Annotated in this window: 13 protein-coding genes; 3 read left to right on the top strand and 10 right to left on the bottom strand. The window is 59.7% G+C overall.

Annotated elements, in window-relative coordinates; all coding sequences use genetic code 11:
* Positions 1–232, top strand: a 232-nt coding sequence (locus tag KP699_RS11215) for a transposase (protein ID WP_215762681.1), incomplete at its 5' end; no start/stop codon positions are given.
* Here the strand turns inward: KP699_RS11215 and KP699_RS11220 are convergent.
* The 10 genes from KP699_RS11220 to dxs form a co-directional block, all read right to left on the bottom strand.
* Positions 204–794 carry a hypothetical protein gene (locus KP699_RS11220; RefSeq protein ID WP_252346990.1) on the bottom strand — a complete coding sequence of 197 codons (591 nt, stop codon included), beginning with the start codon at positions 792–794 and terminating at the stop codon, positions 204–206. The genes KP699_RS11215 and KP699_RS11220 overlap by 29 nt on opposite strands.
* Before the next feature lie 96 nt (positions 795–890).
* Positions 891–2,153: a UDP-N-acetylglucosamine 1-carboxyvinyltransferase gene (gene murA / locus KP699_RS11225; RefSeq protein WP_086655908.1), complete on the bottom strand. Its 1,263-nt coding sequence runs from the start codon at positions 2,151–2,153 to the stop codon at positions 891–893.
* A gap of 9 nt (positions 2,154–2,162) precedes the next feature.
* The gene (gene dcd / locus KP699_RS11230) at positions 2,163–2,717 is read right to left on the bottom strand and encodes a dCTP deaminase (RefSeq protein ID WP_025828186.1); all 555 of its coding nucleotides are present in this window, start codon (positions 2,715–2,717) and stop codon (positions 2,163–2,165) included.
* Entirely contained in the window at positions 2,708–2,986 is a 279-nt protein-coding gene (locus tag KP699_RS11235; RefSeq protein ID WP_244984813.1) for a hypothetical protein, read from the bottom strand. Before KP699_RS11235 ends, dcd begins: the two co-directional genes overlap by 10 nt.
* Positions 2,987–3,149: 163 nt before the next feature.
* Positions 3,150–4,874, bottom strand: coding sequence for a carbohydrate porin (locus KP699_RS11240; RefSeq protein ID WP_215762682.1), 1,725 nt, complete (start codon positions 4,872–4,874; stop codon positions 3,150–3,152).
* Between the two features lie 465 nt (positions 4,875–5,339).
* Positions 5,340–6,191, bottom strand: coding sequence for a hopanoid biosynthesis-associated protein HpnK (gene hpnK / locus KP699_RS11245; protein WP_077930455.1), 852 nt, complete (start codon positions 6,189–6,191; stop codon positions 5,340–5,342).
* Positions 6,192–6,248: 57 nt separating this feature from the next.
* Positions 6,249–7,673 carry a hopanoid biosynthesis associated radical SAM protein HpnJ gene (gene hpnJ / locus KP699_RS11250; RefSeq protein ID WP_025828193.1) on the bottom strand — a complete coding sequence of 475 codons (1,425 nt, stop codon included), beginning with the start codon at positions 7,671–7,673 and terminating at the stop codon, positions 6,249–6,251.
* 91 nt (positions 7,674–7,764) lie between these two features.
* A complete protein-coding gene (gene hpnI, locus KP699_RS11255; protein ID WP_086655904.1) occupies positions 7,765–8,934 on the bottom strand; it encodes a bacteriohopanetetrol glucosamine biosynthesis glycosyltransferase HpnI in 1,170 nt (389 codons plus the stop codon).
* A gap of 73 nt (positions 8,935–9,007) precedes the next feature.
* A complete protein-coding gene (locus tag KP699_RS11260; protein WP_077930453.1) occupies positions 9,008–9,661 on the bottom strand; it encodes an ABC transporter substrate-binding protein in 654 nt (217 codons plus the stop codon).
* Between the two features lie 2 nt (positions 9,662–9,663).
* On the bottom strand, positions 9,664–11,691 hold the full coding sequence (gene dxs / locus KP699_RS11265) for a 1-deoxy-D-xylulose-5-phosphate synthase (RefSeq protein ID WP_215762683.1): 2,028 nt from the start codon (positions 11,689–11,691) through the stop codon (positions 9,664–9,666).
* Between the two features lie 411 nt (positions 11,692–12,102).
* Here dxs and hpnH point away from each other — a divergent pair, with 411 nt between their 5' ends.
* Both hpnH and KP699_RS11275 read left to right on the top strand, forming a co-directional pair.
* The gene (gene hpnH, locus KP699_RS11270; protein WP_077930451.1) at positions 12,103–13,320 is read left to right on the top strand and encodes an adenosyl-hopene transferase HpnH; all 1,218 of its coding nucleotides are present in this window, start codon (positions 12,103–12,105) and stop codon (positions 13,318–13,320) included.
* Between the two features lie 266 nt (positions 13,321–13,586).
* On the top strand, positions 13,587–14,885 hold the full coding sequence (locus tag KP699_RS11275) for a hemolysin family protein (protein WP_215762684.1): 1,299 nt from the start codon (positions 13,587–13,589) through the stop codon (positions 14,883–14,885).
* Positions 14,886–14,963: the final 78 nt, after the last annotated feature.

Genomic DNA, 14,963 nt, shown 5'->3' on the forward strand with positions numbered 1-14,963 from the left:
AGCGGCACAGAAGGCCATTGAGCAGGCAGGGGCGGAACTGATGTTCCTTCCGCCATACAGCCCGGACTTCAATCCCATCGAAATGGCCTTCTCAAAACTCAAGGCCTTGCTGCGCGCCAAAGCTGAACGGACTGTCGGTGCTCTGTGGGATACCGTCGGCGCACTGCTTCCGGCTTTCACTCCCAGTCAATGCGCCAGTTTCTTTACAGCCTCTGGATATGAACCAGATTAAAGTGGAACCGCTCTAGCAGGCCCGCAACCTGCAACACACGCAGATCATGAATCAGTTCAAAAAACTCGGGTGACCCCCGCCCGACGCCGCTGCCAATGGCCCCGGCATTGTTAATGAGGTTAATGGACTGCACAGCCAGACGGAACAGCACATCAATGGGCAAACCGCCCATGGCCAGAGGCAGCAGGCTGCCAATGGGCATGGGGCGCAGGAAGCTTTGCGCGTAGGCATCACCCGTAACGGGCTGAAAGGTAAAGGTCGGACTTTCCTGAAACTGCACACCCGCGCCGCCGCTTGGCCGGATGGGGGTGTCCGTTCCCACACCAATGGAGAGGCTGCGCTGGAGCTGATATCCGGAAATTAACTGTGTGGTGTCCAGAAAACCCGGCGTGTCCGCATAGCGCAGGCGGACAATGTTCAGCAGAGTCTGGCGTTTCCCGGCGGCAATGAGAGACAGGGAATAATCGCTCTGGTCCTGATCCAGCCGTTGTGACCCGAGATTGTAGCAGCCGGTTAAAAGCAGCAGGGCACCAAGCAGGAGTCTGGGAGCGGCTTTATACATAGAGCAGAGGTCCGGATGGAGGAATTCGGGTCTTTGTTCCGCAGGATGCGAGGCTGGCCCGGAGGGTAGCCTCCAGAGGATAGCCTCGCGCCGGATTTAACCTTTTACGCGCTCAATCTGGGCACCACAGGCCGCCAGTTTACGTTCCACGGCCTCATAGCCCCGATCCAGATGATAGACGCGGCTGAGGATGGTCTCACCGTGGGCGGCAAGGCCCGCCAGAATGAGTGAGAAGGAGGCACGCAGGTCCGTTGCCATCACAGGGGCGCCAGACAGGCTATGCACACCCCGGATAATGGCGGAAGATCCGTGGACGTTAATGCGGGCCCCCATCCGGTTGAGTTCCGGCACATGCATGAACCGGTTTTCAAAAATCGTTTCCGTGATCATGGAGGCACCTTCCGCGACGGAAAGCAGCGCCATGAACTGCGCCTGCATATCGGTGGGGAAGCCCGGATAGGGTTCCGTCATGATATCAATACCGCGCAGTGCACCGGTGCGGCGGACGCGCATGGCGTCCCCTTCCTGCGTGACTTCCACCCCGGCTTCTTCAAAAGCGCGGACAACAGCGCCCAGATGGTCCACATTGCCGCCGACAAGGCGTAGATCCCCGCCCGTAATGGCGGCTGCGCAGGCATAGGTGCCGCACTCAATCCGGTCCGGCATGATGCGGTGTTCCGCGCCGTGCAGCGCCTCCACACCGTCAATAATGATATGGCCGGTGCCTGCGCCGGTAATGCGCGCGCCCATGGCGTTCAGGCAGTCGGCCAGATCCACCATTTCCGGCTCACGCGCCGCATTGACAATTTCCGTGCGGCCATGCGCCAGCGTGGCGGCCATCATCAGGTTTTCGGTCGCCCCGACTGAGGCAAACGGCAGCACAATCCGGTCACCCGTCAGGCCGTTCGGCGCACGGGCGTTGATGTAGCCGTTTTCCAGCGTGATTTTGGCCCCGAGCGTTTCCAGCCCTTTCAGGTGCAGGTCCACCGGACGGGTGCCGATGGCGCAGCCGCCGGGCAGGGAGACCCGTGCTTCCCGGCAGCGGGCCAGCAGCGGCCCGAGCACAAGAATGGAGGCGCGCATTTTGGAAACGATATCGTACGGCGCTTCCGTGCTGGTAATTTCACCCCCAACGGACAGCTTTGTTTTATCATTGCCCACCGTTTCCACGCTGATGCCGTGCTGCCGCAGCAGCGCCTGCATGGTGGCAATATCGGCAATGTGCGGCACGTTGGTCAGCACCAGCCGTTCGGAGGTCAGCAGACCAGCCACCAGCAGTTTCAGCCCGGCGTTCTTTGCGCCGCCAATGGTAATATCGCCATACAGGGGGCGACCGCCCCGGATAATAAACCGATCCATGTGCGTGCCTTACATCCGCGGCGTGGCAACGCCACGCTGGCCCATATATTTTCCGGCGCGGTCTGCGTAGCTGGTCTCACACGGGGTTTCCCCTTTGAAGAACAGGAACTGGCAGATGCCCTCATTGGCATAAATGCGGGCAGGCAGCGGGGTGGTGTTGCTGATCTCGATGGTTACCTGACCTTCCCACTCTGGCTCCAGCGGGGTCACGTTCACAATAATACCGCAGCGCGCATAGGTGGATTTGCCAAGGCAGACCACCAGCACATCCCGCGGGATGCGGAAATATTCAATGGTGTGGGCCAGCACAAAGCTGTTGGGCGGAATAATGCATTCATCCGCCTTGCGGGACACAAAGCCATCCGGGCTGAAGTTCTTCGGGTCCACAATGGCGTTATTCACGTCCGTAAAAATACGGAAATCATCCGCAACGCGGGCGTCATAGCCGTATGAGGACAAACCGTAGGAAATCACGCCTTCGCGTTTCTGGGATTCCACAAACGGTTCAATCATGCCGTGATCCTGCGCCATACGGCGGATCCATGTATCGGGCATCACTGGCATGGCGGCGTCTCTCCATTATCCGGTTCGTGCTGAGCGGATGAGGTCTGTGGGGCCGTACGTTCATCCGGCCCGGAAGGTGAAGGAAAAGCGTCCGGCTGGCTGAGGGGTGCCCCGGCTTCCATGTCTTCCCGGCTGCGTGCCTGCTGCTTGCGTTTGCGCAGGTTGGCGCGCAGGGCGGCAGCCTGACGGGCCGCGCGCTCCGCACGCGCCGTCTCCGTTCTGGAAGACAGTCTTGTGCCGGGCGGGGAGGAAGGAGGCGTATCAGTCATGCCAGGATCGCAGAAATGAACGTTCGTCCTGCTGAGTAGCAGAGCGATGCTGCCATGCCTAGGGTCCTGCCGGGCCATTCCCGGCGTAAAGGGGATTTCCGGCCGGATTGGCGGCAGGATGCAGACAGCGTTGCTGCATCCTGCCGTGAGGTTCCGGATGCCCTCAGAGGTTAGCGATCAGCTTCAGGCCCGCCATAACCGCATTGGGGATGCGGTGTGTCTCACCGGGGTGGATCATGTACTGGAATTCCGGCTGGATCAGGATTCCGGGGAAGGCATCAATCCCGTAATAGGCTTCGATAATGTGCGAGTTGTTCTGGATCCCATGAATGCTTGACCCCAGAGGCAGACCGGCCTCCTGCGCCAGTTCCTGACTGAGCCGCCGCCGCTGGCTGACGTGATACCAGGAATACAGAACGCCAAAGCGGTCTGTTATCCGGCCGGGGATCATGCCGACCATGGAAAACCCGCCATAGGCCTGATCGGAAATATTGGCGACGTGGGGCGTGGTGTGCACGTAACCCGCCATCAGATAGCCACCGGCCATCATGTTTCGGCCACCCAGACGGTACATCATCTGGTCTGCCTCCACCCACATCATGTCCGCCGGGGCGGAGCGGGTGCCAGGAAGGCGATCCGCCAGCTTCTTGGGGTAGACGGAGCTGATCTTGTCGGCATAGCGCGTGGTGTCATGCGCATAGCCAATCACGTAATGTCCGGGCAGGCGGTTGCGGGTTAAAAACGGCTGCCATGTGAATTCGATGGGCAGAGACAGCCCGGTCGTGTTTTCCGCACCCCATGACCAGCCGCTCGGGTTGTCCGTCAGCGCGCTGACGGAATAGGCGCCCACCTGCACGGCCGTATCACGCGTGGGGCGGAAGCGCAGGCGGCCACCCCATGTCGCTTTTGGGTACACGCTCATGGCCGGGTTTTGCTTGAGGCCTACAGGGGCCGAACAGGTGACCATGAAGGAGCAGAGCAGCGGAGACGTTGCGAAGACATGGGTGAGGGACATACGGCCGAAGATCAGGTCCAGCCGGTTCTGCATCATTTTCTTCTCGGCATAGAAATCGACAAGATGCGCGGCCACGTTGCCGGACAGGCTGTAGACTTCCTGCAACGCAACATAATACTCGCCGACGCGCCCGTTCTGGATGGCCTTCCCGGCGCGTTCCATCACCAGTGTATGCACGGACCAGCCATTCAGCCCCGCCATTTTCTGAAGGTCGAAAATAGCCTGCAATGTGAGTTCATGCACATAGCTCATGCCTTTTTCCAGACCGCCGCTCATCAGCCCCATGGCCTCCCCTTTGTAAGAGAAGGAGAAGGTGAAGCCGCGTTTGCGCAGCCACTCCCGCATGGGGTCAATGGCTCTCAGCAGATGCCCGGCCCCCGCCGTCGGGACGTAGTACGGGTCATTCAGGTCCGTATCACGCAGGGCATCAAGCCGGGGCGGGAGCAGGCCGGAGGGGCCTTCTGAGGGTAACAGCGCATCCAGCTCGATCTGATGAGGAGACTTTTTGTCTTCCGATGGCATCAGCGGCGTGAAGTCCATGGTCGCAAAGCCGGATGAGGGAAGTTCCGGCACACCGCTGGGCGGAATGGGCGTGTTGGGTGGCCGCCGGATGGCGGAGGGTTCCGGCCCCATGGCTTCCGCATCCACAGGGCGGGCGGACATGGGGGGATTGGCCCGTGCCTTGCTGTTCGGGCTGATAATCGTGTCTGAAACAGGGGCGACAGGCGTCTGCGCCGTGATCGGTGCCGCGTGCGCGACACTGGCCACGCCGGTTTTCAGGGCCAGAACCCCCATCAGGGCTGAGGCAAAACAGAGATGGGCACGCAGCGATGCACGGCGCGCCGCAGGGCAGCGTTGTCTTGGTGAGATCATATCCGCGTTCTGTCTTTTTTGTTTTTATGAGGGATATGGCCCGGATGGCTGAGGCCATTCAGGCAGGAGCCGGGGGCGCCTTACAGAGCGTGTGTCACCACACGTCCGTCTGGCGCCACATAAACATAACGGCGTTAAACCGTAGTTTACGGCTGGCACGTGCTGCGGCTGGCCCGACTTGCGTGCGGGCAAACAGAGGAAGCAGTCCTTTAATCCGTTCTTCCCTGAGCGCAGATAAAGTGGCTGTCAGGCAGAACGAATGCGGGAAGAGGCATTCTGACATGATATGGAGACCGTTTCTTATTGTTATTTAACTGGTCAGTCAGAATTACAATCAGAAACGCAGGGGCCGGTCAACGAGATCTGGAAGGTATGACAAGATCTTGAGTTTAAATGGACGCTAAATTGCTAAAATTGTGATAAATATATCATATTATAACAAGTTGCTATAACAGGAACGCCGGTTCAGGCAGGCTGAATATCCTGCCAGCCGCAAGGCGTTGCGTGGGCATGCGCCAGCCCGGTGCGGAAACCGCTGGAACACAACGCCTCAAATTCGGCCTCATGCTCATAGGTTGGCATCAGTTTTTCCAGCAGCGCATTTTTGCGGGTGGCGGGATGGAAATAGATTTCCGAAACACCTTCGGGCAGATGGGCGGCCAGCGCCGCAACCCGGTCCGGTGTCATGTGCCCGCTCCATGCCAGACCAAAACACCAGTCATTGGTCGCCATACCCGCCGAGCGGGCCTGATGCCGCAAAAGGCGGGTCCAGCGGCGGAGGGCAGCGTCCCCCAGCGTATCGGTATAGGTGCCAGCCGCATACAGTGGCTCTGGCGGTTCCAGCGGAACGCGCACGGCCCGCAGCCCGTAGCGGCGGCCGATATCAATCATCATGCGGCCCACAGTGGGGTGCAGGTGCATATGTTTGTGGGCGTTGGCGTGGTCCAGCCGCAGGCCGGTGCGGGCAAACGCCTCAAACTGGGCGGTAATTTCCGCCGCCAGTTCCTTCCGGCCTTCCGGGCGGAAGAAATAATCCACCCCTAGCCCAAGCTGTGAGGAGGAAAACCAGCCATCCTGCCCTGTGACAAGCGGCAGACGCTGGTGCGGCAGAACAGAGGCCCCCTCAATCACCACCAGATGCAGGCCGACCCCCAGTGTGGGCAGGCGTCTGGCGCGCTCAATGGCGTCTTCCGCCGCAGGACCGGCGACCATCAGGCTGGCGGTAGAAAGCAGGCCATCACGATGCGCGATTTCAATCGCCTCGTTGACTTCAACTGAAAGGCCGAAATCATCAGCCGAAATAATGGCGCGCTTCATGGGCAGAAAAACTCTGCCCCCGCGCGGCAGAGCCGGGCGGGGGCAAACTGTGTCAAATCAGGCAGCGTTACGGTCGCGCAGGAAGTGGAAGAATTCCACACCTTCACGCAGGCGGCGCTTCATCATCTGCGGAGACCGCACCATTTCGCTCACGATGGACGCGATCTTCGGCGCACGGAAATAGAATTTCTTGTAGAATTCTTCCACGCTGTTGAAGATTTCCGTGTGGGACAGGTGCGGATAGTGCAGCGGTGCCATCTGCACGCCGTTTTCGTCAATCAGTTCCGCATTGCTTTCATCCAGCCAGCCGTTTTCGGTCGCCTGCTTGTGCAGAGCCGTGCCGGGGTAAGGCGCTGCCAGAGAGACCTGGAGCGTATGCGGGTTGATTTCCTTGGCGAATTTGATGGTTTCCTGAATGGTTTCCTTCGTTTCGCCCGGCAGACCCAGAATAAAGGTGCCGTGGATCTTGATGCCAAGATCATGGCAGTTCTTGGTGAACTCACGCGCAACTTCAACGCGCATGCCTTTTTTGATGTTGTGCAGGATCTGCTGGTTACCGCTTTCATACCCAACCAGCAGCAGACGCAGGCCGTTTTCACGCAGGACTTTCAGGGTTTCCAGCGGCACGTTGGCTTTTGCGTTGCAGGACCATGTGACACCCAGCTTGCCCAGTTCACGCGCAATGGCTTCTGCGCGCGGCAGATCATCCGTGAACGTGTCATCATCAAAGAAGAATTCTTTAACCTGCGGGAAATACTGCTTGGCGAGGCGGATTTCCGCCGCCACGTGCTGCGGGCTGCGTGTGCGGTAACGGTGGCCGCCCACGGTCTGCGGCCACAGGCAGAAGGTGCAGCGGGATTTACAGCCGCGGCCCGTATAGATGGAGATATACGGGTGCATCAGGTAACCGATGAAGTAATCTTCAATCTTCAGGTCGCGCTTGTACACTTCGGTCACGAAGGGCAGGCTGTCCATGTCTTCAATCATGGCGCGGTCACGGTTGGTGATGATCTCACCCGCCTCATTCCGCCATGTAATGCCATCGACGTCTTTCCAGTCGCGGCCTTCAGCAATTTCCTTGATGGTGAAGTCGAATTCGTTGCGGGCCACGAAGTCAACCGGAGCGCCCTTCAGCAGGCTTTCTTCCGGCTGCACGGCCACTTTCGCGCCGACCATGCCGATTTTCAGCTTCGGGTTGGCGTCTTTGAGCATCTGAGCCACCTGCACATCCTTCGCGAAGGAGGGGGTGGAGGTGTGAATGATCACCAGATCGCGGTTCTTCACATCTTCCAGAATCGGCTCCATCCCCATACGGGCCGGAGGTGCGTCAATCAGGCGGCTGCCTTCCACCATGGCGGCAGGCTGGGCCAGCCATGTCGGGTACCAGAACGATTTGATTTCACGCTTTGCCTGATAGCGTGAACCAGCTCCACCGTCGAAGCCATCAAAGGACGGAGGCTGGAGAAAGAGGGTTCTCATCATTGTTCTGTGTCCTGACAGGGCGTGTGATCTGAAGTCATCAGAGGAATATGGGGAGGGATTTACTCTTGCGGAAGGGGCGAGACAACCCGTCTCAGCCTTCCGGTGATAATTGACTGCTCGGCGGGGGGCCTACGGGGTGGGGTGCCACATGCATGGTCTGGCCCCGCCAGTCCACGCGTGTCCCGCTTGCGCTGCCCACCATAATGGCGGCGGAAAGCCAGTCCCGCACCGGCAGAAGCAGAAGCGGCCAGACGGGTCGGGAGCCAACGGCGCGGTTGATCACCAGCCCCGTAACAACCCGGATTGCCCATACGGCAGCAAACAGCACCAGTGGCCAGAGCGCATGCGGCTGAAACAGGATGGCCAGTGTGGCCCAGAACAGCGGAAGCTGGATGGAGGACGCGCCATACCCGGCTGGCGCCAGTGTGCACACCGTCCGACCCCAGCGAAGTTCGTGAGAGAGCAGCTCGGCAAAGCTGGCTTCACCAATCGTGGTCCAGGTCAGGCAGTCGGCAATTGTAATGTCTTTGCCCAGCTGGCGGACCAGTTGCCCCAGAAGGGCATCGTCCGCCACATGCGGCAGCAGGGCTTCCAGCCCGCCCACGGCCTCCAGCACATCCCGCCGGAGCGCCATGGTGGCCCCAAGGCAGTCCTGCCGCCCCAGATAGCGGGAGAGCAGAACGCCGGGCAGAAAATTATGGTTGATCTGGCAGGCCGCCAGCATCTGCACAATGCTGGAATGGGCTGGCAGACCGGCATAAAGCGTGGTGACCAGCCCGGTATTGGGTTTGTGCAGGGCACTGACGATGTGCCGCATGTAATCCGGGCTGACATGAATATCGGAATCGGAAATGACGAGCAGATCATGCCGGGCATACGGCAGGATGTTCATCAGATTGCTGATCTTGCGGTTCAGGCCGTGCACGGCCGGGTTAACCACAAGCTGCATGTCCAGATGCGGATGGCGGGCCTGAAGGCGCTCCACAATGGCAATAGCGGGGTCATCACTGTCCCGCACGCCAAAGAGAATCTGAAGTCCCGGATAATCCTGCGTGCAGAAGCTTTCCAGCGCTTCTTCCAGTAACGGTTCATCACCGTACAGGGGTTTGAGCACGGTGACCGGGGGCAGGGGGGTGAGCGTGACGGGGCGGCTTTCCGTGCGCCGGAAGCGGGTGAGCAGGGCAGCCCCGGCAGCGGACTGAAGGCAGCCCGCTGCGGCCAGACCACTGCTGGCCAGCGCCAGAATGGAAAAAACGGACATTACAAACCAGCCGCCATGTGGCCCATGACCGGGTCGTTTGTCTGTCCGTTACGCATCACGCTCGTTATCCTGCTCAGTCGTTGGAGAAAGTTTTAACTTTGCGTTCCAAGACACTGATCAGGCCCGAAACACCGCCAGAGGCGAGTGTGGAGCTGAAGTCCGAACGCTGTGCGGCTGCCTGACTGATGCGGGAATCCCCCAGCAGCACATCCACAATTTTCCAGCCTGACGGCGTGCTGTGCATGATGTAGGCCAGCGGGGTGCCGGGCATGCTGTCATCGGCGCCGATATAGGTGTTCACGATTTTGTTACCACCAACCGGAGAGTTTTCAAGGCCCGGCTTCATGGTGAATCGGGCGTCTGTCCCCGGTTTGAAGCTGGAAACATACCGCGCAATGGTAAAGTCCCGGAAGGCCGTCAGCAGCTTTGCCTTGTCCGCCGGAGCCAGCGTCAGGTAGCGCGGGCCAACGGAGGCATGCAGCACGGCGTCCAGATCAAACGCCTGATCAACCCCGGCGCCAACAATCTGGCTGCGCTCTGCAAAGCTGCTGTGCAAATGCTGTGCTTTATCAAGGGCTGCATACAGGGCCTGCACAGGCGCGCTTTCGGCAGTGGCCGCAGCGGACTGCGCCTGTGCAACGGGAGCAAACGGGGCAAGGCCCGCGGCGGGAAGCAGTGTCATGCCCAGACCGAGCACAAGCCCTGCGCGAAGAGAGATCGTTTTCATGCTCATGATTTTGTTCCCGTAGCACAGTTTGGCAAGTTCATTGAAAGCATGTCTCCGATGCCCAGCGCGCTGAGAGCGGTTTTGACGATGAAGGGCGCGGTGAGTCCGGCCTGCTCGTACTGAGCTTCCTGCGTGTTATGGTCGATGAAGATATCGGGCAGGGTCATGGGGCGGAAGCGCACATGGTCCAGCAGGCCGGTCTTGGCCAGACGCTGGCCCACCTGCGCGCCAAAGCCGCCAATGGAGCCTTCTTCCAGCGTGATCAGCACCGCATGGTTGCGCGCCAGATTTTCCACCAGAGCTGTATCAATCGGCTTGGCAAAGCGGGCATCCGCCACAGTCGGGGCCAGCCCCTGTGCGGCCAGCATGTCTGCTGCCTTCAAGGCTTCCGCCAGACGCGGGCCAAGCGAGAGGATGGCAATGCCGCCTTTCTCCGCTCCGGCCTGACGGCCCATCTCACGGATAATCCGGCCCTTGCCGATTTCCAGAACCTGACCTTCCGCCGGAAGCTCCAGCCCCAGACCACTGCCACGCGGGTAGCGCAGGGCAATCGGGCCTTCATCAAACTCGGCGGCGGTGGCCGTCATGTGCAGCAGTTCGACCTCGTCAGACGGGGCCATGATGCTGATACCGGGCAGGCAGCCCAGATAGGCGATATCAAAGGAGCCCGCATGCGTCGCGCCATCGGCGCCCACCAGACCGGCGCGGTCAATGGCGAAGCGGACCGGCAGCTTCTGTAGCACCACGTCATGCATCACCTGATCATAGGCGCGCTGGAGGAAGGAGGAGTAAATGGCGCAGAACGGCCGCAGCCCTTCCGTGGCCATGCCTGCGGCAAACGTCACGGCATGCTGTTCGGCAATGCCCACGTCAAAAAAGCGGTCGGGGTAGTTTTTGGCAAAAGCATCCAGCCCCGTGCCGGAGGGCATGGCGGCGGTAATGGCCGTAATTTTGTCGTCCGTTGCGGCCCGGCGTACCAGTTCCTTTGCGAACACGGACGTATAGGACGGCGGCCCCGCGGGGCCTTTCTTCTGCTCCCCGGTGACGACGTTGAACTTGGCGACGGCGTGATACTTGTCCCCGGCTTTTTCCGCCGGGTTATAGCCGTGGCCCTTCTTGGTCATCACATGCAGCAGGATGGGGCCGTTATCCGTATCGCGCAGGTTGCGCAGGATCGCGACGAGCTGCGGCAGGTCATGCCCGTCCACGGGGCCGACATAGTAAAAGCCCAGCTCTTCAAACAGCGTGCCGCCGGTAATCATGCCGCGGGCATATTCATCCGCCTTACGGGCGGTGCGTTCCACCGGGGCGGGGAGCTTCTTGACGACTTTCCCGGCCAGTTCGCGCAGGCCCATGAACTTGCGGGAGGACATCAGGCGGGAGAGATAGTTGGACATCGCACCCACAGGCGGGGCGATGGACATCTCGTTATCGTTGAGAATGACGATCAGACGTTCCGCGCCTGGCCCAGCCACGGCGGCGTTGTTCATGGCCTCATACGCCATCCCGGCGGAAATGGAGCCATCGCCGATCACGGCGATCACGCTGCGTTCGTGGTAGGACGGGTCTTCCTCCGCGCGGAGGCGGTGCGCCACGGCCATGCCCAGACCGGCGGAAATGGAGGTGGAGGAGTGCGCCGCGCCGAACGGGTCATACTCACTCTCGGACCGGCGGGTGAAGCCGGAAAGGCCACCCGGCTGGCGCAGGGTGCGGATGCGGTCACGGCGGCCGGTGAGGATCTTGTGCGGATAGGCCTGATGGCCCACATCCCAGATCACCTTGTCCGCCGGGGTGTCGAACACCGCGTGGAGGGCGACGGTCAGTTCCACAACGCCCAGAGAGGCGCCCAGATGGCCGCCGGTGGTGGACACGGCGTCAATGGTTTCGGCCCGCAGTTCATCCGCAACCTGTTTGAGCTGCTCGACCGAAAGGTTCCGCATGTCAGACGGGTAACTCACCCGGTCCAGCGCAGGAAAACGGCCAAGGGTGGGAATCCGTGGCGGTGCATTCTTGTCGTGAGAACTGTCCATGCGATCGTTTCCATCTTCTTGCTTTTAGGAAGCGCAATGCCGTCCTGAATTAAGGCGGGGCGGGATTTCGTTGCCTTGAGTGTGTCTTAACGTCGCGCGAAATATTTTCACACATCGCGTATAGTAAGGCGTTTTGGTTTAATGTTTCCGGGCTGAACGCAAGCCTGTAATCAAAACTAACTCCATATTGTGTCTTTTTTGCAACAGGTTTTGAAAAAGGCTTGAGCTTGACAAACGAGCCAACCTATATGCAGGCGAACAGTTCCATACGTGATTATGCGCACAGCGTCTGCACTGGCTGTGACACGGTGTGCAGGGGCTGATTGCCCGGCATGGTCACGTTCTGACAGATTATGAAGTGTCTCACTCAGTTATGATGCAGGCGTCTCAGATGCGCCGGAGCGGGGGTTTATGGCCGTACCTATAATGCAGGCCGTCAGGGTCGGCAGTTATGTCGTCAAACAGCACATCACCGGGCGCAAGCGCTATCCGCTGGTTCTGATGCTTGAACCACTTTTCCGCTGCAATCTGGCCTGTGCCGGGTGTGGCAAGATTGATTATCCCGCAGCCATCCTCAACCAGCGCATGACCGTGCAGGAATGTCTGGATGCGGACGCGGAAGCAGGCGCTCCCGTTATTGCTGTGGCCGGGGGGGAACCTCTGCTGCACAAGGAAATGCCCGAGATTATCCGTGGCCTGATTGCCCGGAAAAAATACGTCTATCTCTGCACGAATGCCCTTCTGCTTGAGAAGAAGATGGATGAGTATGAACCCTCTCCGTTCTTCTCATGGGACGTGCATCTGGATGGCGATAAATCCATGCACGATTCTTCCGTCTGTCAGGACGGCGTGTATGAACGCGCTGTTGCGGCCATCAAAAAGGCCAAGGCACGTGGGTTCCGTCTGTCCATCAACTGCACCCTGTTTGATGGTGCAGACCCCAAGCGCGTCGCCTCCTTCTTTGATGAAGTGATGGCCATGGGCGTTGACGGGATCATGACGGCTCCGGGTTACGCCTATGAGCGTGCGCCGGATCAGGAACACTTCCTGAACCGCCAGAAGACCAAGCAGCTCTTCCGTGACATCTTCCGTCTGGGCAAGGGCAAGAAATGGCGGTTTACGCAGTCTCCGCTGTTCCTGAACTTCCTTGCCGGGAATGAGCAGTATCACTGCACACCGTGGGGCAAGCCGCTGCGGAACGTCTTTGGCTGGCAGCGCCCGTGCTACCTGCTGGGTGAAGGCTACGCCAAGTCTTTCAATGAGCTGATGGAAGACACCAAGTGGGACGATTACGGCACCGGCAACTATGAAAAATGCGCCGACTGCATGGTGCATTCCGGGTACGAGTCCACGGCTGTGATGGATGCGGTGCGTCGCCCCTGGCACATTGCAAAAGTCGCTCTGTTCGGACCGGAGACGGAAAAGCCGATGGCGCCGGAAATCTCCCTCGCCAACCAGCGCCCTGCTCAGTACGTCTTCTCCAAGCAGGTGGAAGAGCAGATGGAAGAAATTGCCGCACGCAAGCCCGCCAAGGCGCCGCGTGTGAAGGTGATCCGCACCGAGGCCGCCAACGCGGACGCAGCGCCGGCCAAAGCGGCCGCTCCTGTGGAAGCCACAGCGGCAGACTGAGCCTTTCTCTCAGTTCGCGACTCCATAAAGGGAGCGGTCTCTGCACAGAGGCCGCTCTTTTTTTGTCTGGGATTCCGGGCTGTTAAGGGTGCTTTTCCCCTGATTTTCTGCTCTGGCTGGCATACGCTGCCTGCATAAGAGTGGGGTCAAAAAGCTGTTTTCCGCATAAGGATGCGCTCTGGCAGGCATGGCCAGCGCATACTGGTCTCCAGCGCCATCATCCCGTATCGTGCTGTTTCCGTCGTCACGCAGGGCCACCGCATTCCATGACTGTTTCCATTCTTATTATTTTTCTGCTGGTTATTCTGAACGCCGTTTTTGCCATGGGAGAACTGGCGCTGATTTCGGTCAGAATGCCGCGTCTGGCCATTTTGCGGGAGCAGGGCATGCGGGGTGCTGACCGTGCCATGCGTCTGGCGGAAGATCCTCAGATCTTTCTGCCCACGGTGCAGGTTGGCATGACGCTCGTCTCCATTCTGGAGGGGACATTCGGCGGTGTGCAGGTTGAAGCGCACCTGACCCCCATGCTGGAAAAAATTGATTTTCTCCGGCCCGTGGCGGCACAGGTGTCCATGGTGCTGGTGGTCCTTGCCATTACAGCCCTGATGCTGGTGCTGGGTGAACTGGTGCCCAAACAGCTTGCGCTGCGTGAGCCGGAAAAAATGGCGGCCCGTCTGGCTCTGCCGCTGGAAATTCTGACAAACGCCACCCGGCCGGTGGTGTGGGTGCTGCGTCAGTCTTCCAACATTGTGCTGAAGCTGATGGGCGCGGGTGATGCCGTCAGCCAGACGCTGACGGAAGAAGAACTGAAAGCCTACATTGCCGAAGGTGCGCGCTCCGGGGTGCTGGAGCATGAAGAACGCACCATGATTGAGCGGCTGCTCCGTCTGGCGGACCGTCCGGTGCGTGCCATCATGACCCCGCGTAACGAACTTTACTGGATTGACCGCCACGCCGGGCGCGATGCGCTGATCAAGGCGCTCAAACAGACAACCTATGCACGGCTGGTTGTGTGTGAAGGGGGGGTCGATAACCCCGTCGGGGTCGTTCTGGCCAAGGACATGCTGGACCGTATGCTGGACGGCATGCCTGTCTCAATCGAGGCAGGCCTGCGGCAGATGGTCGTGGTGCCTGACAGCATTTCCGCACTGGATATGCTGGAGCGGATGCGCAGCATTTCTCTGGGGATGGCCTTTGTTTTTGATGAATACGGTTCTTTTGAAGGCGTTGTAACGGCGTCTGACCTGTTTGACGCCATTGTGGGGGAAGGCCGCCACGAATCCTCTCAGGCGACGGATGCTCACCATGCGCCCACGCAGGAAGATGTTCTGCTGATGGATGGTACGGATTCCGCGGATGAAGTGAAGGACCGTCTCGGCCTGCGCGCCCTGCCGGATGAAGGTAGTTATCACACGCTGGGCGGCCTGATTCTGGCGCTGCTCCGCCGTGTGCCCGCTCTGGGGGATAAGGTGGTGTATTCCGGCTGGCTGTTTGAGGTGGTGGAAATGGAAGGTCGCCGTGTCTCGCGTGTGCGGGCCAGCCGTCAGGTTCTGGCGGAAAACTGAAACCCTGAGAAAAAGCATACAAAAATGGCCTGAACAGCATGTCTGTCAGGCCATTTTTTATGCGGTCAGATCTGCCGT

Source organism: Acetobacter sp. P1H12_c, from assembly GCF_018811975.1.
Lineage (GTDB): Bacteria > Pseudomonadota > Alphaproteobacteria > Acetobacterales > Acetobacteraceae > Acetobacter > Acetobacter persici.

Coding starts and splice junctions, on each gene's coding strand:
- KP699_RS11220 (WP_252346990.1), bottom strand. CDS start 794: ATGTATAAAGCCGCTCCCAGACTCCTGCTTGGTGCCCTGCTGCTTTTA.
- murA (WP_086655908.1), bottom strand. CDS start 2,153: ATGGATCGGTTTATTATCCGGGGCGGTCGCCCCCTGTATGGCGATATT.
- dcd (WP_025828186.1), bottom strand. CDS start 2,717: ATGCCAGTGATGCCCGATACATGGATCCGCCGTATGGCGCAGGATCAC.
- KP699_RS11235 (WP_244984813.1), bottom strand. CDS start 2,986: ATGACTGATACGCCTCCTTCCTCCCCGCCCGGCACAAGACTGTCTTCC.
- KP699_RS11240 (WP_215762682.1), bottom strand. CDS start 4,874: ATGATCTCACCAAGACAACGCTGCCCTGCGGCGCGCCGTGCATCGCTG.
- hpnK (WP_077930455.1), bottom strand. CDS start 6,191: ATGAAGCGCGCCATTATTTCGGCTGATGATTTCGGCCTTTCAGTTGAA.
- hpnJ (WP_025828193.1), bottom strand. CDS start 7,673: ATGATGAGAACCCTCTTTCTCCAGCCTCCGTCCTTTGATGGCTTCGAC.
- hpnI (WP_086655904.1), bottom strand. CDS start 8,934: ATGTCCGTTTTTTCCATTCTGGCGCTGGCCAGCAGTGGTCTGGCCGCA.
- KP699_RS11260 (WP_077930453.1), bottom strand. CDS start 9,661: ATGAAAACGATCTCTCTTCGCGCAGGGCTTGTGCTCGGTCTGGGCATG.
- dxs (WP_215762683.1), bottom strand. CDS start 11,691: ATGGACAGTTCTCACGACAAGAATGCACCGCCACGGATTCCCACCCTT.
- hpnH (WP_077930451.1), top strand. CDS start 12,103: ATGGCCGTACCTATAATGCAGGCCGTCAGGGTCGGCAGTTATGTCGTC.
- KP699_RS11275 (WP_215762684.1), top strand. CDS start 13,587: ATGACTGTTTCCATTCTTATTATTTTTCTGCTGGTTATTCTGAACGCC.